Origin of the sequence: Deinococcus radiopugnans ATCC 19172 (assembly GCF_006335125.1) — a bacterium.
In the GTDB taxonomy this organism is placed as follows: Bacteria; Deinococcota; Deinococci; order Deinococcales; family Deinococcaceae; genus Deinococcus; species Deinococcus radiopugnans.
On the sequence record NZ_VDMO01000036.1, the window covers coordinates 1 to 24,469 of the forward strand.

At 66.6% G+C, this 24,469-nt stretch carries 29 protein-coding genes; 16 read left to right on the forward strand and 13 right to left on the reverse strand.

The features are described from left to right. Nucleotides 1-220 precede the first annotated feature (220 nt). The 5 genes from FHR04_RS19155 to FHR04_RS21500 all read left to right on the forward strand — a co-directional run bounded on the left by FHR04_RS19155 (nt 221) and on the right by FHR04_RS21500 (nt 3,274). Nucleotides 221-778, forward strand: coding sequence for a DUF305 domain-containing protein (locus FHR04_RS19155; RefSeq protein ID WP_139404803.1), 558 nt, complete (start codon nt 221-223; stop codon nt 776-778). 25 nt (nt 779-803) lie between these two features. Continuing rightward, nucleotides 804-1,490 carry a winged helix-turn-helix domain-containing protein gene (locus tag FHR04_RS19160; protein ID WP_139404804.1) on the forward strand — a complete coding sequence of 229 codons (687 nt, stop codon included), beginning with the start codon at nt 804-806 and terminating at the stop codon, nt 1,488-1,490. Then, nucleotides 1,487-2,575, forward strand: coding sequence for a sensor histidine kinase (locus FHR04_RS19165; protein WP_139404805.1), 1,089 nt, complete (start codon nt 1,487-1,489; stop codon nt 2,573-2,575). Before FHR04_RS19160 ends, FHR04_RS19165 begins: the two co-directional genes overlap by 4 nt. 150 nt (nt 2,576-2,725) lie before the next feature. Then, on the forward strand, nt 2,726-2,947 hold the full coding sequence (locus tag FHR04_RS21495) for a ZIP family metal transporter (protein ID WP_249039225.1): 222 nt from the start codon (nt 2,726-2,728) through the stop codon (nt 2,945-2,947). Nucleotides 2,948-3,019: 72 nt separating this feature from the next. Then, entirely contained in the window at nt 3,020-3,274 is a 255-nt protein-coding gene (locus FHR04_RS21500; RefSeq protein ID WP_249039226.1) for a ZIP family metal transporter, read from the forward strand. A gap of 179 nt (nt 3,275-3,453) precedes the next feature. Here FHR04_RS21500 and FHR04_RS19175 read toward each other — a convergent pair whose 3' ends face one another. The 5 genes from FHR04_RS19175 to tnpA all read right to left on the reverse strand — a co-directional run bounded on the left by FHR04_RS19175 (nt 3,454) and on the right by tnpA (nt 7,634). Beyond that, on the reverse strand, nt 3,454-3,972 hold the full coding sequence (locus FHR04_RS19175) for a DUF305 domain-containing protein (RefSeq protein ID WP_211344223.1): 519 nt from the start codon (nt 3,970-3,972) through the stop codon (nt 3,454-3,456). A 76-nt stretch (nt 3,973-4,048) separates the two neighbouring features. Then, nucleotides 4,049-4,486, reverse strand: coding sequence for a four-helix bundle copper-binding protein (locus FHR04_RS19180; protein WP_139404806.1), 438 nt, complete (start codon nt 4,484-4,486; stop codon nt 4,049-4,051). A 116-nt stretch (nt 4,487-4,602) separates the two neighbouring features. Next, a complete protein-coding gene (locus FHR04_RS19185) occupies nt 4,603-6,033 on the reverse strand; it encodes a heavy metal translocating P-type ATPase (RefSeq protein ID WP_249039227.1) in 1,431 nt (476 codons plus the stop codon). Between the two features lie 32 nt (nt 6,034-6,065). Next, the gene (locus tag FHR04_RS19190) at nt 6,066-7,187 is read right to left on the reverse strand and encodes an RNA-guided endonuclease InsQ/TnpB family protein (RefSeq protein ID WP_139404807.1); all 1,122 of its coding nucleotides are present in this window, start codon (nt 7,185-7,187) and stop codon (nt 6,066-6,068) included. Continuing rightward, complete coding sequence (gene tnpA, locus FHR04_RS19195) at nt 7,188-7,634, reverse strand: IS200/IS605 family transposase (protein WP_221265636.1); 447 nt, start codon at nt 7,632-7,634, stop codon at nt 7,188-7,190. Nucleotides 7,635-7,806: 172 nt separating this feature from the next. Between tnpA and FHR04_RS21100 the strand changes: the two genes are divergently transcribed. After that, nucleotides 7,807-7,968, forward strand: a complete 162-nt coding sequence (locus FHR04_RS21100) for a hypothetical protein (RefSeq protein ID WP_170214036.1) — start codon at nt 7,807-7,809, stop codon at nt 7,966-7,968. Between the two features lie 109 nt (nt 7,969-8,077). On the opposite strand, the gene FHR04_RS19200 is transcribed toward FHR04_RS21100, so the two are convergent. After that, complete coding sequence (locus FHR04_RS19200; RefSeq protein ID WP_139404808.1) at nt 8,078-8,380, reverse strand: GNAT family N-acetyltransferase; 303 nt, start codon at nt 8,378-8,380, stop codon at nt 8,078-8,080. 183 nt (nt 8,381-8,563) lie between these two features. On the opposite strand from FHR04_RS19200, the gene FHR04_RS19205 reads away from it, so the two are divergent. From FHR04_RS19205 to FHR04_RS19215, 3 genes are all read left to right on the forward strand, one after another. Next, nucleotides 8,564-9,097: a (4Fe-4S)-binding protein gene (locus FHR04_RS19205; protein WP_139404809.1), complete on the forward strand. Its 534-nt coding sequence runs from the start codon at nt 8,564-8,566 to the stop codon at nt 9,095-9,097. 164 nt (nt 9,098-9,261) lie between these two features. Beyond that, nucleotides 9,262-10,197 carry a DUF5996 family protein gene (locus FHR04_RS19210; protein ID WP_139404810.1) on the forward strand — a complete coding sequence of 312 codons (936 nt, stop codon included), beginning with the start codon at nt 9,262-9,264 and terminating at the stop codon, nt 10,195-10,197. Nucleotides 10,198-10,263: 66 nt separating this feature from the next. Further along, nucleotides 10,264-11,232, forward strand: a complete 969-nt coding sequence (locus tag FHR04_RS19215; RefSeq protein ID WP_139404811.1) for a ring-cleaving dioxygenase — start codon at nt 10,264-10,266, stop codon at nt 11,230-11,232. Between the two features lie 283 nt (nt 11,233-11,515). Here the strand turns inward: FHR04_RS19215 and FHR04_RS19220 are convergent, their stop codons facing one another. From FHR04_RS19220 to FHR04_RS21510, 4 genes are all read right to left on the reverse strand, one after another. Beyond that, nucleotides 11,516-13,156: a M20/M25/M40 family metallo-hydrolase gene (locus FHR04_RS19220; RefSeq protein ID WP_139404812.1), complete on the reverse strand. Its 1,641-nt coding sequence runs from the start codon at nt 13,154-13,156 to the stop codon at nt 11,516-11,518. A gap of 679 nt (nt 13,157-13,835) precedes the next feature. Then, nucleotides 13,836-14,930: a maleylacetate reductase gene (locus FHR04_RS19225; RefSeq protein WP_139404813.1), complete on the reverse strand. Its 1,095-nt coding sequence runs from the start codon at nt 14,928-14,930 to the stop codon at nt 13,836-13,838. Between the two features lie 32 nt (nt 14,931-14,962). Further along, nucleotides 14,963-15,628: an alpha/beta hydrolase gene (locus tag FHR04_RS21505; protein ID WP_139404814.1), complete on the reverse strand. Its 666-nt coding sequence runs from the start codon at nt 15,626-15,628 to the stop codon at nt 14,963-14,965. Continuing rightward, complete coding sequence (locus tag FHR04_RS21510; protein ID WP_139404815.1) at nt 15,621-16,643, reverse strand: ring-cleaving dioxygenase; 1,023 nt, start codon at nt 16,641-16,643, stop codon at nt 15,621-15,623. The genes FHR04_RS21505 and FHR04_RS21510 overlap by 8 nt, the downstream gene beginning before the upstream one ends. Before the next feature lie 84 nt (nt 16,644-16,727). On the opposite strand from FHR04_RS21510, the gene FHR04_RS19240 reads away from it, so the two are divergent. From FHR04_RS19240 to FHR04_RS19250, 3 genes are all read left to right on the forward strand, one after another. Then, nucleotides 16,728-17,156, forward strand: a complete 429-nt coding sequence (locus FHR04_RS19240; protein ID WP_139404816.1) for a MarR family winged helix-turn-helix transcriptional regulator — start codon at nt 16,728-16,730, stop codon at nt 17,154-17,156. Between the two features lie 299 nt (nt 17,157-17,455). Further along, a complete protein-coding gene (wrbA, locus tag FHR04_RS19245) occupies nt 17,456-18,055 on the forward strand; it encodes an NAD(P)H:quinone oxidoreductase (RefSeq protein WP_139404826.1) in 600 nt (199 codons plus the stop codon). A 541-nt stretch (nt 18,056-18,596) separates the two neighbouring features. Continuing rightward, a complete protein-coding gene (locus FHR04_RS19250; RefSeq protein ID WP_139404817.1) occupies nt 18,597-18,857 on the forward strand; it encodes an M-like protein in 261 nt (86 codons plus the stop codon). Between the two features lie 74 nt (nt 18,858-18,931). On the opposite strand, the gene FHR04_RS19255 is transcribed toward FHR04_RS19250, so the two are convergent. The 3 genes from FHR04_RS19255 to FHR04_RS19265 all read right to left on the reverse strand — a co-directional run bounded on the left by FHR04_RS19255 (nt 18,932) and on the right by FHR04_RS19265 (nt 20,403). Then, the gene (locus FHR04_RS19255) at nt 18,932-19,147 is read right to left on the reverse strand and encodes a hypothetical protein (protein ID WP_139404818.1); all 216 of its coding nucleotides are present in this window, start codon (nt 19,145-19,147) and stop codon (nt 18,932-18,934) included. 285 nt (nt 19,148-19,432) lie between these two features. Beyond that, nucleotides 19,433-19,834, reverse strand: coding sequence for an MliC family protein (locus FHR04_RS21620; RefSeq protein ID WP_139404819.1), 402 nt, complete (start codon nt 19,832-19,834; stop codon nt 19,433-19,435). Nucleotides 19,835-19,926: 92 nt separating this feature from the next. Continuing rightward, nucleotides 19,927-20,403 carry a universal stress protein gene (locus tag FHR04_RS19265; protein ID WP_249039229.1) on the reverse strand — a complete coding sequence of 159 codons (477 nt, stop codon included), beginning with the start codon at nt 20,401-20,403 and terminating at the stop codon, nt 19,927-19,929. Nucleotides 20,404-20,650: 247 nt separating this feature from the next. On the opposite strand from FHR04_RS19265, the gene FHR04_RS19270 reads away from it, so the two are divergent. The 4 genes from FHR04_RS19270 (at nt 20,651) to FHR04_RS19285 (ending at nt 24,310) form a co-directional block, all read left to right on the forward strand. Then, nucleotides 20,651-20,953, forward strand: coding sequence for an urease subunit gamma (locus FHR04_RS19270; RefSeq protein WP_139404820.1), 303 nt, complete (start codon nt 20,651-20,653; stop codon nt 20,951-20,953). Further along, complete coding sequence (locus FHR04_RS21245; RefSeq protein WP_211344224.1) at nt 20,950-22,281, forward strand: CbiX/SirB N-terminal domain-containing protein; 1,332 nt, start codon at nt 20,950-20,952, stop codon at nt 22,279-22,281. The genes FHR04_RS19270 and FHR04_RS21245 overlap by 4 nt, the downstream gene beginning before the upstream one ends. 37 nt (nt 22,282-22,318) lie before the next feature. Further along, entirely contained in the window at nt 22,319-22,726 is a 408-nt protein-coding gene (locus FHR04_RS19280; RefSeq protein ID WP_139404821.1) for an urease subunit beta, read from the forward strand. A gap of 324 nt (nt 22,727-23,050) precedes the next feature. Next, entirely contained in the window at nt 23,051-24,310 is a 1,260-nt protein-coding gene (locus FHR04_RS19285; protein ID WP_139404822.1) for an amidohydrolase family protein, read from the forward strand. Nucleotides 24,311-24,469: the final 159 nt, after the last annotated feature.

Genomic DNA, 24,469 nt, shown 5'->3' on the forward strand with positions numbered 1-24,469 from the left:
GCCAGCAGTTCAGTCTCACTCTTGCCTTCGGCAAGAAGCGCAAAAAACTGTGCCCTGCGCCGTTGGACGGCGCAGGTGCTGGCCCGGAAAATGGCCCAGAAGTCGGCAGCGGAGTGCTGAAGTTCAATCGGAGAATGAAAGGTTTTGATCCTTGAATTCTACACTTTTTAATCGGAGTCCGTATTACACCCCCTTAACACGGCGCCCCCACGCTGAGGCCATGAACCGCTTTGCCCTGCTCGTCGCCCTCAGCCTCACGCCCCCAGCCCACGCTCAGATGAACATGCCCGGCATGAATCATGGCATGACCATGAACAGCGGCCTGGAGGCTTGGAAGGGCAAGGCGTTTGACCGCGCCTTCCTGTCGATGATGATCGTTCACCACCAGGGCGCAGTCGACATGAGCAAGGCCGTGTTGAACAACGTTAAAGACGCCCAGATCAAACGCTGGACGGCGGACATCATCGGCGTCCAGCAAAAGGAAATCGGCGAGATGAACAGCTGGCTGAAAACCCTCGGCGGCGTGGACAAGGGCGCGCAAACGGGCATGAACACCGAGATGAAGGACATGCTGGCGTCGCTCAAGGCCAGCAAGGACAGTGACCGGGGTCTGGTGGAAGGCATGTTGCCGCATCACGCCAGCGCCATCGACATGGCGAGTCTGGCCCTGCAAAAAAGCAGCGACGCCCGCGTGCTGGGCCTGGCCCGCGACATCATCCGCACGCAGGCCGACGAGATGTACGCTTACCGCCAGTGGCTGATCAAACGCGGATTCTAGAGGGCAGAGGACACGGGAGGCGGAGATGGCCCGCGTGCTGATCGTCGACGATGACCCCGCCATCCTCGAAATCCTGCACGCCTACCTGAGCGCGGAGGGCCACGAGGTCTGGCCGGCAGCCGACGGCCACCAGGCCCGAGAGGGGCTCCCGCGCGCCGACCTGGCCGTGCTGGACTGGATGTTGCCCGGCGTGAGCGGCCTGGATCTGGCGCGTGAGGCGCGGGCCGCGGGGCTCGAGCTGCCCCTGCTGATGCTGACCGCGCGCGGTGAGGAGGAAGACAAGCTCCGCAGCCTGGACCTGGGCGTCGATGACTACGTGGTCAAGCCGTTCAGCCCGCGCGAGGTGGTGGCCCGGGTGCGCGCCCTGCTGCGCCGTGCGGGGGTGCGTCACGAGATTCGCAGCGGAGAGCTGGCGCTGGACCTGCGGGCCCGCCGCGCCACGCTGGCGGGCCAGCCCCTGGACCTGTCCAAGCTGGAATATGACCTGCTGGGCACCTTCGCGCAGCACCCCGGGCTGGTCTGGAGCCGTGAACGTTTGCTGGAGCGGGTGTGGGGGCATGACTTTCCCAGCACGGCGCGGGTGGTGGACGTCCATGTCACGGCGCTGCGCCGCAAGCTGGGCGACGACGCCGAAGCTCCCCGCTACATCGAGACCGTGCGCGGGGTGGGCTACCGCTTCAAGGAAGAACACGGCGGAGGTGAGGACGGCTGAAACTCTATGCCCGGCTGTTCCTGTCCCATCTGCTGGTGATCTGCATCGCGCTGGGGGCGGTGCTGCTGATCAGCGAGACGCTGGCCTCGGCGTTCATCCGCCACCACGTCGAGCAGATGGTCACGCTGATCGGCCCGGACGGCGCGTCCCTGCGCCCGGACCTGGAACGCGGCGTGCGCCGCACCCTGAACGCGGCGCTGCTGGCCTCGCTGCCGCTGGCCCTGATCGTGGCGGCTTTGACGGCGCTGCTGTCCGCGCGGCGGGTGGTGAAATCGGTGGAGTTGCTGCGCGACGGCAGCCACGCCATCGCCACCGGTGACTATGGACGGCGGCTGCCGGAAGAGGGCCGGGACGAGCTGACCGATGTGGCGCGGCACTTCAACCGCATGGCGGCTGCGTTGCAGCAGGTGGAACAGGGCCGGGTGGAGCTGATCTCCAACGTGGCGCATGAGCTGCGCACTCCCCTGTCGGCCCTGCGCGGCTATGCCGAGGCCATGAGCGACGGGGTGATGGCCCCGGAGGCCGTCTCTGGGGCCATCCTGCGCGAGACGACCGCGATGGAACGGCTGGCCCAGGACCTGAGCGTGGTGTCGCGGGTGGAGGCCGGCGCGGTGGACCTGCATCCCAGTGACTTTGCCGCTGACACCCTGCTTCTGGATGCCTTCGAGCGCTTTACGGGCGTCTACGAGGAGCGTGGCGTGGCCCTGGTGCAGTCTGGCCATCCAGGCCTGCCCCTGATCACCGCCGACTTCGAGCGGGCTTCGCAGATTCTGGCCAACCTGCTGGGCAACGCCCTGCGACACACCCCGCGCGGGGGCCAGGTGACGCTGGGGGCCGAACACCGTGGCGGCGACGTCGTGTTCACGGTGGCCGATACAGGCAGCGGAATCGCGCCCGAACATCTGGAGCGCATCTTCGAGCGTTTCTACCGCGTCGATCCGGCGCGCACGCGCGGCGACGGCAGCGGGGTGGGCCTGACCATCGCGCGTGGCCTGGCCACCCGGATGGGCGGCAGCCTGACCGTGTGTTCCAGTCCCGGGGGCAGCGTCTTTACCCTGAAACTGCTGGTGGCCCATCCCCACTGAGCAACTTCGTGCCTGCGTGCGTTCTGCCGATGGGCAGGGGGGTCACGGCTGGCGGGACGGTCAGCGGCGACTGGGCTGGACCAGAAGACGGCCAAGAAAAGACCAGGGCGACCTGATCGGCCTGGCCCTGGCATTCTTTAGCGCCGCGCCATGATCGCCCTGAACCAGATCCTGCTGCTGACCCTGACTCCAGTGTTGGCCACGGTGCTGGGCGGCGTGGTGGCGGGTTTTCGCCCGCCCAGTCCGCGCGTCCGCAGCTTTGTGCAACACTTCGCGGCAGGGAGACAGCCGTTGGGCGTGGTCATCGGCTTCGCGCTGGGGATGGGCGTGATGATAGCCGTGCGGGCACTGGTGGGCCGGCTGGACCCCTAAGACGCTGAAGAGGCAGCGGAGGCGATCGGCGGCGAGGCCACACCGCGCGCCGCCACCGGGCTGCTGGCGGCGGTGGGCATCGACATTCTGATTGATGGCCTCCTGATCGGCGTGGGCTTGGCCGCGGGTGAACGGGTGGGCACGCTGCTTCAGGGCCTGTCGGGCCTGACGCTAGAAATCGTGCTGTCGTTTGGCGCGGCGGCGCTGCTGTATCTGGTGACCGAAGAACTGCCGGGGGAAGCGCACCAGATCAGGGAAACGCCGTGGATCACCGGCGCGTTTTTTCTGGGCTTCATCGCCCTGTACCTGATCGAGCTGCTGGCGTGAAGGAACGTGGGGGCAACCGTGTGATGCGGGCTGCTGTCTGCGGCACAGGCCAGAAGACCTGGCTTGAGGTCAAGGCCCTGAAACCTCGGCACCCTGAACGGTGCAAAAAACGTCAACCGGCAGAGCGGCTGCAAAACGGTGGGGACCAGCCACCGTTTTCGCGGAGCGTATTCAGGGGTTCAGTTTCTCCGTTCCAGATCCTGAATCAGGGCCTTCATCTCGGCGATCTCGCGGCGCTGGGTCTCGATGATGCCGTCGGCCAGTTCGCGCACGCGGGGATCCTTGATCTGCGCCCGCGTGCTGGTCAGGATGGCAATCGAATGGTGCGGGATCATCGCCTTCATGTACGCCACGTCCCCCACCGTCGCCTGTGACCGCAGCAACCACAGCGCTCCAGCAAAGACCGCGAGGCTCCCGATCACAATCCCCACGTTGACCCGGCGGTTGCGGTACATGCCCAGCATGTACCCGAGCATGATCACCGCCATCGTCGCCCCCATGTACAGCGCCATCCACACCCGCGTCTGGCTGAAGTACACGTGTTCGAGCTGAGAGGTGTTCAGGTACATCAGCCCGTACATCACCACGGTGGAGGTCAGGATCATGGCCGCGAAACGGCCGTAGTGGCCGCCCAGCTCGCCCCTCGGTGGCTCGCCGGGTTGCTGGGGTTCAGACGAACCGTTCATGGAGTCGTGCATGGCATTCTCCTTGTCTCAAAGACAGCCGCCTGCCCGCAGCCACACTGCGGCAGGCGGCACAAACGTTCCTGGTGCTTCAGGCCGCGAGGCCGTCCAGCATCTGCTGGCAGGCCTGTTCACAGCGGCGGCACGACTCGGCGCACACCGCGCAGTGCGCCATGTTCATCTTCTCGGCGTGGCCCTGGCATTCGTCGCCGCAGGCTTTGCAGGCGGCCACACACGCCTGCAGCTGGGCGCGGAGCACGGCCATGTCCGGCTGGGTCTGGCGAGTCAACACGCGTCCGGTGGTGGTGCAGATGTCGGCGCAGTCCAGGTTGAGGCGAATGCAGTGGGTCAGGTGCTCGGCGTGTTGGGTCTCGCCCAGACAGGCGTCGGCGCAGGAGGTGCAGACTTGAGCGCACTCGAAACAGGCGTCGATGCACTCGGTCAGGGCGGCCAGATCGAAGGGGGACTGGCGGATCTGTGGGTGGGTCTGGAGCATGCGGGTCACGGCGGAACGGGCAGGCTGGGTCATCGGAACACCTCCGGGGGAATGAAGACGGGAAGGGGCTGTACACGAACCGTTCGCTCAGCATCGTAGGAGAAGGCGTGTTAAGCCCGTGTAAAGCGCCCGGTTTTCTCAATGCTGTCTCAAGACGGCGCGAGTTGGGCAGGCGCGGCCCGTGCGAATTTCACGCGGTTCAGCGACAGCGCGTTCAGGGTGACGATGACGGTGCTGGCGCTCATCAGCAGGGCCGCCCATTCCGGGCGCAGCAGGATGCCCAGCGAGGGGTACAGCACCCCGGCGGCAAAGGGGATGGCCAGCACGTTGTATCCGGCCGCCCAGAACAGGTTCTGTTTGATCTTGCCGCGCACCTGCCGCGCCAGCATGATGGCCCCGGCGACACTGGCCGGATCGCTGCGGACCAGCACCACGTCGGCTGTTTCCACCGCCACGTCCGTGCCCGCGCCAATAGCGATGCCCACGTCGGACAGCGCCAGCGCGGGGGCGTCGTTGACGCCGTCACCGATCATCGCCACCTTGCGGCCCCCGTCTTGCAACCGCTTGATCTGGGCTGATTTCTCTTCCGGCAGCACGTCGGCAATCACGGTGTCCAGGCCCAGCTCACGGGCCACGGCGTCCGCGGTGCGCCGATTGTCCCCGGTCAGCATGACGGTCTGGATGCCCAGCTCGTGCAGGGCCTGAACGGCGACTCTCGCCGAGGGCCGCACCCGGTCTGAGACCGCCACGACGCCCAGGGGCTGACCGTCAGCGGCGACGAACATGGGGGTCTTGCCGTCTGCCGCCAGGATCTCGGCCTCCTGCACCAGTGCGCCCAGGACCACCTGCCCCCCGTCCATCAGTTTGCGGTTGCCGATCAGCACGCGCCGGCCGTCCACCTCTGCGGTCACGCCCTGTCCTGGCACCGAGTCGAAATCCTGCGCCTCGCTCAGCTCTACGCCCTTCTCCTTTGCCCCAGCGACGATGGCCGCCGCCAACGGATGCTGCGAGGGCTGATCGGCAGAGGCGGCCAGGCGCAGCAACTCGGTTTCATCCACGCCATCTGCGGGCCGCAGGTCGGTCAGGGCGGGCTTGCCCTCGGTCAGCGTGCCGGTCTTGTCGAACACTACTGTGTCGATGCTGGCAGTGGCCTCCAGCGCGCCCGCGTTCTTGAACAGCACGCCCTCTCTGGCCCCCTTGCCCACACCGACGGTGATGGCGGTGGGTGTGGCCAGGGCGAGCGCGTCCGGGCAGGCGATCACGATGGTCGAGACGGCAGCCGTCAGCGCAAACACCACGCTCTGCCCCAGCAGCATCCAGACCGTGAACGCCAGCAGACCGCTGCCGATGGCGACGAAGACCAGGTACTTGCCTGCCGTGTCGGCCAGCCGCTGGGCGGGGGCCTTGCTGGCCTGGGCGTTCTGCACCAGGGCCACGATGCGGCTCAGGGCCGTGTCGGCCCCCACAGCGGTGGCGCGGACCTGAAAAGCCCCGGTCTGGTTGACCGTGCCGCCCGTCACCTGGTCTCCCGCCGCTTTGCCCACGGGCAGCGGCTCGCCGCTGATCATGCTCTCGTCCACGTGACCTACCAACGGATTTATCCGTTGGCTTCTCAGGCAACGCTTGCGTTGACTACCGCTACGTTGATGCCTGATGGGACGGCCCGCCCCAGGATGTTCCGCGCGGCGTTCAGGTCTGCATTCTCCTGATGATCGCAGGCGACACACCAAAACCGCGATTGACTGACCCGGTTCTCTCGGCAGGTGTGGCCGCACTGGTGGCACGCCTGCGAGGTGTATCGGGGGTCTACAGCGACAACCTTTCGAGCGGCCCATGCTGCCTTCTGCGAAAGGAGAGAAAAGAACTGACCCCAGCCGACATCGTGGATAGACCGGGCCAGAGTGCCCCGCCCCAGGCCGCCGACGTTGAGGTCTTCGTGTGCGATCAAGTCGTTCTCTCGAATGAGCTTGATTGCGGTCTTGTGGTGGAAGTCTAGCCGTTGCCGCGCCACCTTGCGCTGCAGCTTGGCAACCCGGCGCACCGCTTTCCTTCTGCGGTTGCTGCGTTTGTTGGTCTTCCGGCTGACCGAACGCTGAGCCACCCGCAGTTTCTTCATGGCCCCCTGGAAGTGCCTGGGGTTCTCCACAAACTCCCCATCGGAGGTGATCGCAAACCATGTCGTACCCACGTCCACCCCCACCGAGCTTCCCGAAACGGGAAGCGGCCGAGGCTCTACTTCGCAAACGTAGCTGACATACCACTCCCCGCAGTCGCGGGTGATGGTAGCCGTTTTGATCTTGCCTTCCAGCGGGCGGTGCAAGCGGATTCGGATGTTGCCGATCTTGGAAAAGAACGCCGTCTTCTCGGAGACGCTGAAGCCCGACTGCGGGTAGCAAATTGAGTCGTACCTGTCCCGCCCCTGGAAGCGGGGATAGCCGGGGGTCTGCCCTGCCTTGAGGCGCCGAAAGAATGCCTGGAATGCCTTGTCCAGCCGCTTGAGAACGTCTTGCAACACCTGCGAGTAGACGCCTTTGTATTCCGGCAGTTCTGCCTTGATCTCGCTGAGGTGCTTCATCTGATCGTATCCGGTCAGGGTCTTCCGGGCTTTCTTGTATGCCGCCTTGCGTTCCTCCAGCGCGGCGTTGTACAGGGTGCGGCAGAGTCGCAACTGTTCGTTCAGCGCAGCTTCCTGCGCTTTCGTGGGGCAAAGACGGTAGCGGAAGGCTTTCAGCATTCAGTCCCTCGTCTTCTGTTCCGCGATGTATCGCTGAATGGTTTTTGCGCTGACGTTGCCTGCCGTGCTGACGAGAAAGGAGCGTGTCCACAGGGACGGCATGGTTTGCAGCTTGGGGAACTCCTGACGCAGCACGCGGGAGGTGTAGCCCTTGAGGGCGTGCATCACCTGGGTAGGCGATACGTCCGGGTCGGTGCCGAGAAACAGGTGGACGTGATCGGGCATGATCTCCATGGCCACGATGCGCCAGCCCAGTTCGGCGGTTTTGTCCTCCAGAAGTTCCCCCAACCTCAGCGCCACGTTTCCCACCAAGACTTTTCTGCGGCGCTTGGGACACCACACGAAGTGGTATTGCAACAGCGAAACAGAAGTGTTCTTGTGAAGATAGAACGTCGGCACTTCCACAATGTAGCACGGTTGGGCGGCGTGTGGGTCGCGCCTCAGCATCAGCACGGCCTCCCTGTCGGGAGACGTGGGCTATCCATCCCAGGGTTTCAACCCTGGGCTTTCCGCCCGCACCCTTTTTTGCAAAGCGTGGGCCACCCTGAGGGCGCCACACTGTGCGGCAAGTGCCATACCCAGGCTCCTGACCCTCACCCGGCTTGCGGGGTCAGTCTAGTTGCAGATTCAGTGGCCCGATGACGTGATTCCAGGGCCGGACGACGCGCTGTACGGGGTGGTCAGCGGTATGACCACCCCACCGCCGCTGAACGAGGGACAGCGGCGGCCCAGTTTCCCGTTCCTCGTCGTCCGTTTCTGGCCGGAGGCGAGCGACGGTTAAGCGCGCTGGCAACGCTGCTCCGGCGTCATGACCCTCTTCTGGGGAGGTTGTTACCCGTGACCGGCGAACGGCGCAGCGTGGCCGCCGCCCTGACCTCACTCCCCGCTGGTCAAAGGTGAAAGACGCCGCGCTGCTGCGGATGAACCAGATCGACGTACTCCGGGTGCTGCCGGATGTAGCTGGCGATGAAGGGGCACATCGGAATCACCAGTCGGCCCATCTGCCGCACGTCGTCCAGCGCGAACCGGGCCACCTGCCCGCCCAGGCCCTGGCCCTCGTACTCAGGCTTGATTTCCGTGTGGGGCAGCATCACGGCGTCCCCGACGAGTCGGTACTCGGCGAACCCGGCCACCTGGCCGTCCACCACGACCTCGTATCGTCCCTGATCCTCGTTCTTTCTGATCTCTGCCATGATTGACCTCCGTGTCTCAGCTTCAGGCCCAGTGCCCATGTCGGAGTGCCCATGCCGGGGAGGGGTTCCTCTGTCCGCACAGGGGGGCTGAGCGGAGGTGATCATAACGGGCCAGCCGCATTTTTGTCGGCCTCATTTCGCCGGACTCCCTTGCTGCTGGCGATCCGTGCTTTAAACTGCTGCATGACCCAGCACCATGAGCCGGCAGGTGAGGACCTCCTGCGCGGCAAGATTTACACCGGCGATGGGGTGAGCGTGTCGTACGACGCCCCACGCTGCACCCACGTCGCCAACTGCGTGCGCGGTCTGCCGGCCGTGTTCCGTCCGAAAGAGCGTCCCTGGATTCAGCTGGACAACGAACCCTCGGCCGAGCGGGTGGCCGAGATCGTGCGAACCTGTCCCACCGGCGCGCTGCACTACGCCCTGCACGGCGGGCCACCCGAGGCCCCCGCCGTGCCCACCACGCTGACGCCCGTCATGGACGGTCCACTGACCCTGCGCGGTGACCTCGTGATCCAGACCCCGGAGGGCGAGGTGCGGGAAGTCCGGGCCGCCCTGTGCCGCTGTGGTGCGAGCAACAACAAGCCTTTCTGCGACGGGACACACGCCCGGATCGGCTGGAAGAGCGATCAGCCCGGCGGTCAGGCCGCTGCCGACCAGCGCGGCGACGGCCACCGGGAAGAGGGCCAGCAGGCCGACAGGGCGGAGCAGCCCTAGAGACGGCATGTCGGCAAGGCCCACAGAGACGGCCCGCTTCGTCGTGGGCTGACCGGCGCACCACGCGCACTTCTGGGCGCGCACTTCCGGGCGGCCATCCCCTCGCCGCCGAGACGGCCGCCTCCTCCCACACGTCACCCCCTGCCCCAGCCTCTGGAGACCCCATGACCCCAACCCCTGACCCCTGGCCGCCCCTGCCCCTCGAACCCTGGCAGGACACGATGGAAACCCTGCACCTGTGGACCCAGATCGTGGGCAAGGTTCGCCTGGCGCTGACCCCCTGGGACAACCACTCCTGGCACGTCACGCTGTACCCGGGCGCGCGCGGCCTGACCACCGGGCCGATCCACCATCCAAACGGCACCTTCGAGATCGAGTTCGATTTCCGCCGTCATCACCTGGCGGTCATCACGGCAAACGGCGACGAACACTCCTTCGCGCTGGAGGGCCTGAGTGTCGCCACGTTCTACGAGGCCCTGATGTCGGCCCTGGACGGGCTGGGCCTGAGCGTGGACATCCGGCCCACGCCGGTTGAGTTGCCTGACCCCATCACGCCGTTCCCGGAAGATCACGGCCACGCGTCGTATGACCGCGAGGCCGTCGAGCGGTACTGGCGGGTATTGCTGAGCATCCACCGGGTCTTCAGCGTGTTCCGGGCGCGCTTTCTGGGCAAGGTCAGCCCGGTGCATTACTTCTGGGGCGCCTCTGATCTGGCGGTGACGCGCTTTTCGGGGCGCACGGCCCCCAAACACCCCGGCGGCGCGCCCAACTGCGCGGACTGGGTGATGGAAGAGGCGTATTCCCACGAGCTGTCGAGCGCGGGCTTCTGGCCGGGGGCCGGACTGGGCGAGGCGGCCTTTTACGCCTACGCCTATCCCGAGCCGGATGGTTTCAGGGCGGCCCAGGTGGCGCCGGCAGCGGCGTCCTACCACGGGGAGCTGGGCGAGTTCATCCTGCCCTACGAGGCGGTGCGGACAGCCGAGAACCCCGACGCCCTGCTGCTGGAGTTCCTGCAAAGCACCTACGAGGCGGCGGCGGAGCTGGGGCACTGGGACCGGGCCGCACTGGAATTCGATGCCGACCGGCTGCCAGCGCGCTGAACTGGGCTGCCGCCTGCCCGTTTTGCAGTCATAAGTCACACCTCATTCCCTTTCAGGAGGCTGACCATGTCCAGCACCGATCTCCAGTTGACCGGTATCCATCACCTGACCGCCGTGTCCGCCGACATCCGCGAGAACAAACGCTTCTACACCCAGGACCTGGGGATGCGCCTGGTCAAGCGCAGCGTTAATCAGGACGACGTCAGCGCCTATCACCTGTTCTACGCCGACAAGGTGGGCACCCCTGGCACGGACCTGACCTTTTTCGACTGGCCGGTGGGCCGCGAGGGCCGGGGGGGCCGCAGCGTCACCCGCACCGCCCTGCGCGTCCGGGACGAGCCGAGCCTGCGCTACTGGCAGGAGCGTTTCCAGCACCTGGGGACTGCGCACGGCGAGATCACCGAACTCGACGGGCGGCCCACCCTGACTTTTGAGGACCCGGAAGGCCAGCGCCTCGCCCTGGTGGCGGACGGTGGGGCGGGTGACCCGCCGGTGCCGTGGGAGGACAGCCCGGTCCCCGCCGAACACCAGCTGCGCGGCCTGGGGCCGATCACCATGACCGTCCAGACCCTGGCCAACACTGACCGGGCGCTGCAACAGGTGATGCACCTGCGCCCGGTGCGCACGTACCCTGACCCCACCAGCCCGGCGCACACCGTGCATGTCTACGAGATGGGCGCGGGCGGCCCCCACGCCGAGCTGCATGTGGCCGTGCGGCCCGATCTGCCCCCGGCGCGGCCCGGCGCGGGCGGGGTGCATCACGTCGCCTTCCGCACGCCCAACGATCAGGAGTACCACGCCTGGAACGACCACCTCAACCACTTCGGCCTGCAAAGCAGCGGCGAGGTCGACCGCTACTACTTCCGCAGCCTGTACTTCCGCGAGCCGGGGGGCGTGCTGTTCGAGATCGCCACCGACGGCCCCGGCTTTGGCGTGGACGAGGATCCGGCCACCCTGGGCGAGAAAGTGATCCTGCCCCCCCGCTTCGAGGCCAGGCGGGCGCAGATTCTGGCGGGCCTCAAGCCCATCGACTGACGCGGTGGTCCACGGGTCACCGCCAGCGTCCGGAACCGGGTTCCTGGTCTGGGCACGCGCAGAGCAACGGCCCTCTGTTCATGCAGCTGTTTGCCCGGGACATGGCCACGCCCTGTCGGGATCTGCCCGATCAGGTGCGACCAGAAGACCGCGTCGCCCTGGACCGGCTGCCGAGACTGTCCGAGCGACGCCATCGGGTTTTTTGGCTGTTCCTCCCAGTCGGGTTGAAACAAGTCACCAAACCACATTCCGGATCAGCTGGGGCAGTCCGCAGGGGGGTTCGTCAGGCCCCTGTGCCCCCGGCCCGCTTCAGAAATGCCTGGACCAGGGCGCTCAGCAGGTGCGGCAGGGTAGTGAAACTGTACGGGGCGTGTGCGCGTTCGAGCCACTGGTGATAGTCACGCCCCCACGGCCCCAGGTTGATGCAGGGCAAGCCCGCCGGCGGCGCGTGAATATGCGCTGCGGCGACAGGGGTGTTCGCGTTCACCACCTGAATATCGGCCGGGTCGGCCTGCCCAAACCAGCTCATGTCACTGATGCCAGTGAACACCGGGCGCTCCACGATGTGGACTCCGAGCCGGGTGCCCTGTTCACGAAGGGTGTCGCGGACGAGATCAAGCGCGGCTGCCACGGCAGGTTCGCCGGTCTTCAGCGTGGTGTTTGGATAATGCAATGAGGCAAAGCCCAGGACAGCCGCCGGTCCGAGCAGCCCCGACGCGTCCCACAACCAGGCGGTCAGGTGTGCGCTGCGGGTCGGGTGGTCGAGGTGAGGCCCAAGGGTCAGCTCGAACCTGGCATACGCCTCATCGAAATCCGGGGTGTTGGTTCTGGCCTGATCCAGCACCTGCGCAAACGTCAGGACCAGGGGAGTGGCCCCGTGGGCGGCACTCTTAAAACTGCCCAGGGCTTCGGCCCGGTTCCGGAGGGTCCGCAGGGCGTCGTCCAGGGCGGTTCGCGCCACCGCCGTGGAATGGTCCAGCACCGCCTGCGCTCCCATGCCGTGTGTCAGGGCATTGACGCACAGCCACGCCCGGGCAGGTGTGGTCACGTCATAGGCCGTCTTCAAGTCCTGCTGCTTCAGAATGGTGGGCGGGGTTCCCGTGAGGCCGTCACTGTGGTCGGTGAGGGCCGGATTGAATTCGAAGGCGCGTGCCAGTTCACTGGTCAGGAAATTGGCGTTCACTCCGTCCAGGGCGTAGCCTGCGTGGGTGTCCACCCCCACCACGAAGGCGGAGATGAGCAGCTTCCCGACGGTGCCTGTGTAGACCGCCTGCCCCTCGCTGCCGTCACCGTTGTCGCCGGTCGCGTCCAGGTTGATGACCAGCCGCAGGGCCCACCCCTCGCGTTCCGCCCGGTCGCGCAGGGTGGCGGACGCCCAGCGCGCCCCATGTGAACTCACTTCCTCATCCGCCACAGCCAGGAACAGCACATTGCCCGTTCGGTGGTCCTGGCCGGCAAACTCGGCGAGCGCGGCCATGCCGGCAGCCAGACCAGATTTCATGTCCAGCACGCCGCGTCCGGGAAGAAATTCACCACTCTCGAGGTCCTGCAGGGCGCGCTGTTCCGCGGCGCTGCGGGCGTTCACGCGCAGATCGGCAATCAGGCGCGGCAGCAGGGCCTCTGGGTCAAAGGCGACGTCGGCGTGGGGGCCATAGTTCGCCACCGACACGACGTCGTAGTGCCCGGTCAGAACGACCGTGTCGGGGCCAGCCCCGCGCACCAGGGCATAGACGTTGCGGCGTCCAAGCGGATCGTTGTCAATCTTTTCGGTCCACAGGTCATGCGGATTGCTCTGAAAGTAGGGCAGGCGCCCGAGGATGCTCAAGAGGGTCTCCGGAAAGGCCACCTCGCCCGGGGACTGGGTCACACTCGCGGCATTGACGAGTTCGATGGTGAGGTCACGCGCAGAAAATTCGGCAGACACGACCGACAGCATAGCCGCCGTCTCGGCCTCCCAGGCTTTCACCTGCCGAGCCGTACGCCGGGCTGGGTCAACGCTGGGGACAGAAAATTCCGCACATTTGCCGTTGGAGAGTCAGCCGGCTGGCCAGCGCAGCATCAGCAGCGGCGCACTGAGAGTCGTGGCCTGGCAGCCTCTGGGCGAGGGGTCAGGAAGGGGCTGGATGGAGGCCCGGCCAGGGGGCGGCCATCCGCCATCAGGCGCTGTGGAGTCCGGGAGACCACCTCGTCCGGAAGACGCCCGGATCGCCCACACTCCACCGCCTTCAAGTGCTTGTGCCCCCACGTCACAACCGGACACGCGGTGGACGAACCTTCAGTCCATTGGGCGCGTCCTCCCCCCAGGCGCTGAAGGCCTGGACCTCAAGGACGCGGCCCAGGTCCGCGGTGATGCGCTCCGGGGCCTGCCGAAAGTGCTGCCGATCTGTACGTGGGGCACCTGCTGATCTTCACGGCGCCGTGGCCGGCCAAAGCGCCAATCGCTCGCTCTGTCTCCGGTCTACACAGAAGATTCAGGAAAACCCCAGTCTGGTCTTCGTGCCGTGCTTCCAGGAAAGGAATGGGCAGCCCCCTCGGTGGTCCTGGCCACCGGGATCGCGTGATCTGCCCCCGAGTCGTGCGGGGTTTCCAGAAGCCTGCGTGGATTACCGGGGCGCCTGCCCGCTCCAGGCCCGCTGAAGCAATTCGCGCAGGGCCTCGCGTTCCAGGGGGGTGGGATTCGCATAAGGGTTTTGAAGCGCGAGCGTGGTGGCCTCGTCCAGACCCGCTTCCGGCAGGCCGAGGTTCTTCAGGGCAGACTCAATGCCGAGGCGGCGATTCAGTTCGGCAACGAGTTGCGGCGCATTCCGACCAGTCGGGTCTGGGCCGCCTTCATCCGGGCGGCCCAGCGCGCGGGCGATACGGTTCATGGCCTCAGGTGCGGCCTGGGCGTTGTAGGCGAGGGTGTGCGGCAGCAACGCGGCGTGCAGTTCGGCGTGGGGCAGGATGAAGGTGCCGCCCAGCACATGCGCCAGCTTGTGATGCAGCGCCATGTCCACGCTCCCCAGCACGCTGCCCGCCAGCCACGCCCCGGAAAGGGCCTGCGAACGGGCCTCCAGATCCTGCGGACTGTGCCGGATACGGGGCAGGCTCTGGCCCAGCGCACGGATGGCCTCCTCGGCCAGCACGGACACCAGCGGGTTGCCGTTGTGGGCGTACAGGGCCTCAGCGGCGTGCGCCAGGGCGTTCATTCCGCTGCTGGCACTGACGGCGGGGGGCAGGGTCAGCGTCAGCTCCACGTCGTAGATGACGGTCTTTGGCAGGACCGCCTGGTCTCTGATGACGGTTTTGCGCCCGCCGCTGGTCTCGCCCAGCACGGGGGTCATCTCCGAACCGGCGTAGGTGGTGGGCAGAATGATCTGCGGCAGGCCGGTGCGCCGGGCGATGGCCTTGCTCAGGCCAGTGGCGCTGCCGCCGCCAATAGCCACCACGCCGTCCGCGTTCAGGTCATGGACGACGCGCAGGGCCTGTTCCGTCACGTCGGTGGGCGTGTGCATGGTGGCCCCGCTGAAGGTTCCGGCGGCCAGACCGCCCAGCAGCGCCGCCAGGTGTTCGGCCGTATTCGCCTGTCCCGGTGTGGACAGCACCAGCACCCGCTTCAGGCCCAGGCGCTGCGCCTCGGCGGCGAGTTGCTGGCGGCGGCCCGGCCCGAAGACCACCCGGACGGGCAGCGGCTGGTAGGTGAAGGGGTGGTTTGCCATCGGCGGCTCCAGGTCTTCAAACCTTCCCCAGTTCACACGCTGCTGACCGGGAGCGACTGCAACATCTGCCGCACGGCCTCAAGTTCGTCCTCGTTGATGGTGTGACCCATTCGCGGGTAGATGCGCTTGTCCACCCTCGCGCCGTGCTCCGCCAGAACCTCGGCGCTTTCCTCCACGCGCCGCAGCGGAATATGGCCGTCTATGTCGCTGCACCCGAGAAAGACGGGGGTGCCGTCCAATGGGCCGATGGCGTCGCGGGGGGTGCCGTCCGGGCCGATCAGGCCGCCCGAGAAGGCGAAGGCGCCGCCGTAGCGCCGGGCGTGGCGGGCCACGTACTCCAGCGCCAGGCACGCGCCCTGCGAGAAACCGCCGATGACGATGTTCTCGGGGGCGATGCCCTGCGCGCCCAGCGTGTTCACCACGTCATCGATGGCCTGCAGGCCCGACGACAACCCGGGTTCATTGCGTTCTATCGGGGCCAGAAAGCTCTGCGGGTACCAGGTGTGGCCGCGTGCCTGCGGGGCGAGGTACGCCAGGGCCGGCACGCCAAACTGCTGAGAGAGGCCCAGCATGTCCTCGGCACTGCCCCCGCGCCCGTGCACCAGGATCACGGCGGCGCTGGCCTTCTCCGGGGCGCGGCCCGTGGTCTTCACCGGCTGGCCCTGGTGGGGACCGCTGATCGGGGCACTATCAGGCATGCTGGCCGCCTGAAGTCACTTTCTCTGTGCCTTTTTCGGTGCCCTGCCCACCGATGGTCACGCCGTACTCGTGGTTCACGATGGGCCTGACCCGCGCCTCGATGGCCGCGCGCTTGCTCTCGTACCACGCGGGCAGCTTGAGGTGTTTGCCCAGCTCGTCCACACTTTCGTCGTCGGGGAAGCCGGGGGCGTCGGTGGCAACTTCAAACAGGATGCCGGAGTGTTCCCGGAAGTAGATGGAGTGGAAGTACTGCCGGTCCTGCACCGGGGTCACGCCGTAGCCGTGTTCGCTGAGCAGTTTCTGGTATTCCAGTTGCTCGGTGTCGTCCACGGTGCGCAGCGCGACGTGGTGGACGCTGCCGGCGCTGAGCTGCCCGTGCGGTTTGCCGGGGCGCTCGACCAGATCGATGTACAGGCCCACCCCCTCCGACTGGCCCCTGAAACGGGTGCGCAGGCCCTCGGCGTCCGGCTCGCTGCCCACCCGGCTGAAGCCCAGCGGCCCGGTCAGCAGCGCCGCCGTGCGCGCGGTCTGCGCCACCCAGCCGGTCACGCTGTGAAAGCCGCGCAGGGCGTGTTCGCGGGGCACCGGGCTGTTCGGCCAGAAGCGGGGCACGTCCGCGCCGTCTTCAAAGACCAGCTCGATCCACAGCCCGTCGGGGTCTTCAAAGCGGACGGCGGGGCTGCCGAAGCGCACCTGTTCGGTGAAGGGAATCCCGAAGCGGTTCAGGCGGGCCTTCCAGTAGTCCTGCGAGGCGACGGGCGCCGCGTAGGCCGCCGCCACGATCTCGCCGTTGCCGCGCCGTCCCCTGACGGCATTGGCCCAGGGAAAGTAGGTCATGATGGTGCCGGGCGCGCCGGTTTCATCGCCGTAATACAGGTGGTAGGTGCCGGGATCATCAAAGTTGACGGTCACCTTGACCATGCGCTGGCCCAGCACCTGGGTAAAGAAATCGACGTTCTTCGGCGGATCGCTCGCCATGACGGTGAGGTGGTGGAGACCTTGGATGGGATTCATGCCTCTATTTTGACTTAAATATTTAAGTGTATGGTGACTCATGCTGCAAATTAAATTTTTGATTGAGGCGTTACAGTGTTGAGAATGCCTGAAGACGCGTTGAACAGCGCCCTCGAACAACCCGCCATCCGGTTGTGGCGGCGCCTGGTCTTCACCACGCAGGACAAAATCCGGGAGGTGGAAACCGCGCTGGCCCCCCTGGAGCTGAGCATGACCGAGTTTGATCTGCTGGCCGTTCTGCGCCGATTTGACGGCGCGACGCAGCAGGAGGTGGCCCAGCGCCTGCTGTTCACCGAGGCGAACATGTCCTACCACGCCAAACGCCTGAGCGCGCGCGGGCTGATCGAGCGGCACACCGCCGGGAAGTCCAAGCGACTCACCCTGACCAACGCGGGCCGAACCCTGATTGAACGCGCCCTGCCCACTGTCATCGGGCTGCACGAGGCGCAGTTCTCTGATCTGAACGAGGAGGAACTCGGTGTGCTGCGGGGGCTGCTGAGCCGGCTGAAATAAGCAGGAGACTGCGCCCCCAGCCAACCTGCCCAGTCGCCCAGCGGTCTATTCTTGCGAATGTCTGCGCGAGCAGCGCGTTGCTAAACCCCTCCCCCGCTCGCCAATCCCACCCCACAATCCGGAAGAACAGCTCACCCCACTTGACAGTTAAATCTTTAACTGATCTACTGCTGGACGAAGCAGGGCGCAGGGCAGAACCGGCCCGCGCCTCAGAGGCCCCCCCTATGACTTTCTTCAAACGCATCCTCGACGCCCTCTCGCCCCAGGCCCAGCCGCCGATCACTCCACAGGAGACCCCCATGCCTAACCCCGTCAAGCTCGCCATCGTGTACTACAGCACCTACGGCACCAACCACGCCATGGCAAACGAGGCTGCCGACGCCGCCCGCGCCGCCGGCGCCGAGGTCCGCCTGCTCAAGGTCCAGGAAACCGCCCCCCAGGCCGTCATCGACACCCAGGACGCCTGGAAGGCCCAGCAGGAACGCACCGCCGACGTGGCCGTCGCCTCCCCCGACGATCTGGAGTGGGCCAACGCCATCCTGTTCAGCGCCCCCACCCGCTTCGGCGGCGCCGCCAGCCAGATTCGCGCCTTTATCGACACCCTGGGCGGCTTGTGGGGCACCGGCAAGCTGGCCGACAAGACCTTCAGCGCCATGACCAGCGCCCAGAACCCCAACGGCGGGCAGGAAACCACCCTGCAGACGCTGTACATCACGGCGATGCACTGGGGCGCGATTCTGATGCCGCCCGGCTACACCGATCCGGTGATCTTCGCTTCGGGGGGCAACCCCTACGGGGCCAGCGTGACCGCCAACGGCGAGCCCTTGAGCGACGCGGATAAAGCCACCATCCGCCATCAGGCCAAACGGCTGGTGGACGTCACCGCGAAACTGCAGTAACCAACAAGAAACCAGGGGGAGGCGGCCAGCACGGCTTCGCCTCCCCTTTCGTTTGAGTCTCCAGAGTGAAGTCCGGGAATCCCCAACCGACGGCATCGCCGTCCCTGAGGGTGGGTGTGACGCTGTGAACCTCAACTTGAGCGCTGCGTCGCCAGGGGGTGACAGGTCAACGCGCCATCAATGCGCCACCAGCAGGAATCCTCCATCACATCAGGCCCCATGGGCGAAACCAGAACAGAGTGCCAGGAGGCACCTCTGTTCCTGAAATGCTCTTAGTATGGTTAAAGCACCAAGGGCTGCACGACCCTGGCCCTGTTCGCCGCTACATTCCAGAAACTCTCGCTTCGGCCGAAGGTTTGTGCTTCATCACAGAAGGTTTCAAGGCAGTACGTGAAGTCGCGGTAGGACGCAGCATTTCTCATTGTGCGCTCCCCCCTGGGAATTCGCCAGCCCATCCCAACGTATGGGATCTGCGAGCTGACACGCTGCACGGAATCAATGGCAGGCCCATTCCAGTGGAGTGCTTTGATAGCGTAGGCGCATGACGCAGAATGAGACCCGCCCTGATCCCGAAACGGCTGCTGACGAGAACCAGGACCCTACCAACGTGGAATTGCAGTTCATGGGGCGTGTCAACGCGCGCGCGGAACTGGCCGCCCGGGTCGAGGCCGAGAGCAGTGCAGCGGGAGCTTACAAAAAGCGCGGCATGGACGAACACGATGTGGCGCTGAAAGGCACGATGGACGCCAGCGATCCTCCCAGCACCAACATGGGCGACGCCGACGAAGAAATGACCTCCTGAGCTGTTCAGCAGTACGCGCCGTCCGGCGAACCTGCCCCCTCCACACTCTATTCACGTCATTGCCTTTCCCCAGTTCAGAGCAGTTCGTCGTTCCTCCAGTCGTCCCCCGGGCGATATTCACAGCCATGGTGGATCATCAGGGCTGGCCCGCACATCTCTCTGGCTGACGTGCGAACCCACGACAAACCCAACACGGCCCTGGCGATCAGGAAGTAAATGACCAGCCCAGTGCCGTCCACCAGGGCCGTGATGAAGGGCGCGGCCACCACCACACCGACCAGCAGGCCCACCCGGCCCCAGCAGCTTGAGGGGCGGCAATCGCGTCAGCAGGCAAGCAATAGAACCTGATGGGCCAGTCACCGTAAACAGAGGTGTGGCGTCTTCATTCCGCAGCGCCCGGCGCACCCCGTCCAGCCGCCTTTCCCGCGTGGTCATCCCCTCTTCAGAAGCCCACTATCACATCGGCGGTGCGGGACTGGGACAACCGGATCAACGCCGCTGCCGCCATGCCGGTACGCAGAGACACCGGACCGCTTCAGGGCAGCGCCGCAGTCAGGCCCGGAGAAGCTCTCTGATCAGTTCGTTTTGCAGCCGGTGAGCAGCGCCTGGGTCTTGGTCGTGTCGCCGCCGATAAAGGTGCTGAGCGTCGCCTCGCCCTGATGTTCCCACCACTCCAGGCCGCCGCGGGCCTCCGCTGGGCCGTTCAGGCCCGCGTAACGCGCGCCGCTGGCGCTGACGGCCTCGGCCAGGCCGTACTGGACACCGTTCCACTTCAAGACCGCGAACATAGGGCCGTTTTTGCGGTAATCGACGTACGTCACGCTGATCTCTTTCCCTGCATCACAGGTGTAGGAAAAGCTTCGCTCGGTGGCCACGGGAGGCGCGCCGGCCCCCCCTGCGTTGGCTGTAATCAGCGATCCACCGGCGAGGGTGGCGGTCAGGGTCAGGAGAGCCGCAGGACGGAAATAACGTGTCATCGCTCTACCGTAGCGTGCCCACCTGTTGACCGTCTGACCGGGCAGCGTGAGACAATCCTTATCCTGAGCAGCACCACGGAACGGTTAGTTCGTTACGGGCTGCCCCCGTCCCACTCGACCGGCTGCTGGTCGCCCTTGATCAGCAACACCGGCACAGGGGCCTGCTGCGCCACCGCCTGCGCCACGCTGCCCATCAGGGCGCGGCCCAGGCCGCTGCGCCCCAGGGTGGTCATCACGATCATCTGCGCGCCCTCCTCGCGGGCCACGTCCAGGATGGCGCGCGAGACGTGGCGGCCCCTGGCGCGCTCGACGATGACCTTGGCTTCCGGCACGCGCTCATGGAGGCGTTGTTCCAGCTCGGCCTTGAGCTCATCCAGGTTGACCTGCGCGGTGGGCACGGCGTAGGCGTACTCGCCGGCGGCGGCCACCACGGGATCGAGCTGGATGCTCAGCACGGTCAGTCGGGTGCCCAGGGCCCGCGCCAGCGCCTTGGCGTGGAGCAGGGCGTGCTGGCCCAGGTCGCTGCCGTCGGTGGTCACGAGAATGTTCTTCAGCGGTGCCGTGGTCATGGTGTCGCCTCCTGAAAAAATGGTGATCCAGCAAAGAAAATTGTGACACTCTCCAGCCGGAAAGGGCGACCGGCTGGCTAGCCCTCTCAGGCCGCCACCCAAAACAAGTATGCTGCCGGTGACCCACCAAAAGAACCGCAGACGTACTGAACGCTGGGCGTCGGGGCACAAGCGCGCGAGAAGAAGACGAACCGTGCTGCCCCACCGCACACCCCCCACTCAACGCACGATCCCAGGAGGCCGACAGATGAACCTCACGCCACAGGAGATCGACCGGCTGCACATCTACGTCGTCGCGGAGCTGGCGCGCAAACGGCAGGGCCGGGGCCTCAAGCTCAACTACCCGGAAGCGGTGTCCCTGATCACCGAGGCGCTGCTGGAGGCGGGCCGCGACGGCCGCACCTCCGATGAATGCGCCGAACTGGGCAAGCAGGTGCTGACCCGCGACGACGTGATGGAGGGCGTGCCCGAACTGATCCGGGTGGTGCAGGTCGAGGTGCTGTTCCCGGACGGCCACAAGCTGGTCACCTGCAATCAGCCCATCCCATGACCGCGCCTGCCGCAGCCGCCGTGCCGCCCACCGCCACTGCGCCGCCCGGCGCCCTGTTGCTCGTCTCCGCCGAGACGGGCGCGGCGCAGATGGAACTCGTCTCACGGTTGAAGGGAACGGCGCAGCCCCACCCGTGGCCGCTTGGCGCCCAGGCCCGCGCGGCCTTGGCCGCCGTGGTGGCCGCCGGGCCGCCCCACGTGGTCGCGGTGCCGCTGACCGTGGGGGCACTGGACCCGCTGCTGGCGGACCTGGGCGCGCTGCTGCGCTGGGCCAGGGTGCGCTGGCCGCAGACGACGTTCCTGCAAGCCGCGCCCTTCGCGTCCCCCGAACACGTGGTCGGCTGGGCGTCCCGGCAGGCAGCGGCGCAGGCCCTGGCCCCCACGCCAGCGCCGCCCGACGAGACGGCGCTGCTGCTGGTGGCCCGGGGCCGCACCCCTGCCGCCAACGCGGAGGTCTGCGCCGCCGCGCGGTTGCTGTGGGAACACCGCGATTACCGGCGGGTCGAGGTGGCCTTCACCGGGGGAGCGCGGCCCACCGTGGCCCAGGGGCTGGACGCCTGCCGGCGGCTGGGGGCGCGGCCGGTGGTGGCCGTGCCCCTGGCCCTCTGCGACGGGCCTTTCTTGCAGGAGGTGCGGGCGCAGGTTGCGGCGGCAGACCCGCAGGCCGCCTGCGCGGGGCCGCTGCTCAGCCCGGCGGGCGCGGCCGCCGTGGTCCGCCAGCGCTACGAGGAGGCGCTGGCGCGCTGGTTTCGCGCGGGCGAAGACGGGCTGGCTTCTGACCACGGGCATGACCATGGTCTTGCCGACGATCCGCTGCGGGCCGGGGACGTCCTGCTGCCGCCGCGCTACCAGGGCGGGCAGCCGGTCAGCGCCGCCCCGATGCGCTCGGCGGCCCTCAAGTACGACGCCCAGGGGCAGGTTGCCTGGAACCAGGTGTGGCAGAGCTTTTGCAACCTGGCACTGGCGGGGGGGCCGCCGCACCGGGGCACGCTGCTCGAGGCCCCCCTGCGCGAGGAGGTCCGCGCGCGGCCGGAAGCCTCGGCGCGGGTCGCCGCCGAGATCGCGCGCGGCCTGCGCCTGATCACCCGGCTGCCGGTGGTCACCGACGCCACCCCCGGCTGGGTGGGGCTGGTCTGCCCGCAGGAGGAAATGGCGATCTGGCTGCTGCGCGCCATCGTCGTGGAAAACGTCAGCGTGCGCCGAGAGGGCAGCACGCTGTTCCTGCCCGCCGGGCCGGGCTACCGGGTCGAGAAGGAGATCAAGAACGTGATCACCGCCGTCGCCAAGACCCACCACTACTGGACTGAACACCGCGCCGCCCTGTCGTAGGCGCGCCGCACCATGTCAGGAACGGGAAGGAGCACCCATGAAGCCAGGCGAATACTTTCTGCAGGACGAACCGATCGAGTTGAACGTGGGGCGGCGCACCGCCACGCTGCGGGTGACCAATACGGGGGACCGCGCCATCCAAGTGGGATCGCACTACCACTTCTTCGAGGTGAACCGGGCGCTGGACTTCGACCGCAACGCAGCGATGGGGATGCGCCTCAACATTCTCGCCGGCGAGACGCGGCGCTTCGAGGCGGGGGACACGCGCGAGGTGGAACTCGTCGAGTTCGTGGGCACGCGGCGTGCCCTGGGCTTCAATGGGCTGGTCAACGGCAGCGTCACGGGCGCGGACAGCGTGAGGCTCGCGCTGGAACGGGCGCATCTGCTGGGGTACCGGGGCGTGACCGTGCCACCAGCGGACGCCTCCCCAGCACGGGAAGACTAGGGGCGCAGCGCGAGGTCCGCGTCGGCCAGAGACGCGCCTCTGGGCAGGAACGCTGAACGGGCAACCATCGCCGCATCTGAGGGTGCCTCCCTCACCCCAGTTCAGAAAAGGAGACCGCCGTGTTCATCCCCTCCCGACCCAGCGACACGCCAGCGTCTTCACCCTGTCGAGCATGATCGCCCCGTGGGGCGGCAGGTTGCCCAGCCGGCGTTCGGCCCACCGTCTCCCTCTCGCTGGAGTGCGTCACCCTGGCCTTCATCGCCCTGCTGTCTCAACGTGCCCTGCGGGCGCCCCCCGCTCCGTTCAGTTCAGAGGAGACAGCCCATGAAGAAGTTCACCCAGGCCCGCATCTACCGGCAGCACGACGAGGTCAACGAGATTCTGGTCGACCGGGGCGTCATCAGGCAGATCGGCCCGCATTTGCCGGGGGCCGACGAGGAGATCGACTTGCAGGGCCGTCTGGTGGTTCCGCCTTACGTGGACGCCCACCTGCACCTGGATTACGTGTACACCGGCGGCAAGGCGGGGGCCAGGAACACGAGCGGCACGCTCTTCGAGGGCATTGCCCGCTGGCACGACGTCAAGAAGACCCAGACCCTCGAGGACGCCAGGGAACGTGCCCTCAGGGGCATCCAGGAAGAGGTGTCCAGGGGGGTTCAGTTCATCCGCACCCATATCGACGTGTGCGATCCCCACCTGACGGGCCTCAAGGCGATGCTGGAACTCCGCGAACAGCTCAGGGACACCGTGACCATCCAGATCGTCGCCTTTCCGCAGGAGGGCATGTATGCCTACCGGGGCGGCGACGAGATGGTCGAGGAGGCCCTGAAAATGGGCGCGGACTGTGTCGGCGGCATTCCGCACTTCGAGTGGGCGCGGGAATTCGGCGAGAAGTCCGTGCGCCGCACCGTCGAGCTGGCGGAAAAGTACGGCAGGCTGATCGACGTCCACTGCGACGAGACGGACGACGTCATGAGCCGGCATGTCGAACTGCTCAATGCCCTGGTGATGCTGGCCGACCTCGGCCCCCGCGCGACCGCCAGCCACACCTGCTCTTTCGGCTCGGCCGATAATTCCTGGGCGTTCCGCATGCTGGGCCTGTTCAAGCAGTCGGGCATGAATTTCATCGCCAACCCCACCGAGAACGCCTATCTGCAGGGCCGTCAGGACACCTATCCCAAACGCCGGGGCCTGACGCGGGTCAAGGAGATGTGGGAAGGCGGGATCAACGTCTGCTTTGGCCAGGATTCGATCAACGACCCCTGGTATCCGGTCGGCAACGGCAACATGATGAACATCCTCGACCACGGGATTCACCTCGCGCACACGATGTCGCTCGACCAGCTGGACCGCTGTCTGGACCTGATCACCCACAACGGGGCCAAAACCCTGAACGTCGAGGACCAGTACGGCATCGAGGTGGGAAAACCAGCCAACTTTATCGTGCTGGACGCCAGCACACCCTTCGAGGCCGTGCGTCAGCGCGCCGACGTGCTGGCGTCCATCCGCCACGGCGAGTACCTCTTCAAGCGTCCTGACCCGGGGTACGAAATTGGCATCGATCTCTTCAGGAAGACGCTCTGAAAGAGGGAAAAGTGAAGGCGGTCTTTCTGGAACCTCTGTACCGGACATCTTAGCTTCAAGCCGCTCCTGATGCGTGAAACGGCGTGCTCAGTAGCCTGACCAACTCAGGTAACTCGGGCAGGTTCCACCGCAGCGCATGGCACAGCTGTTCCGCGCCAT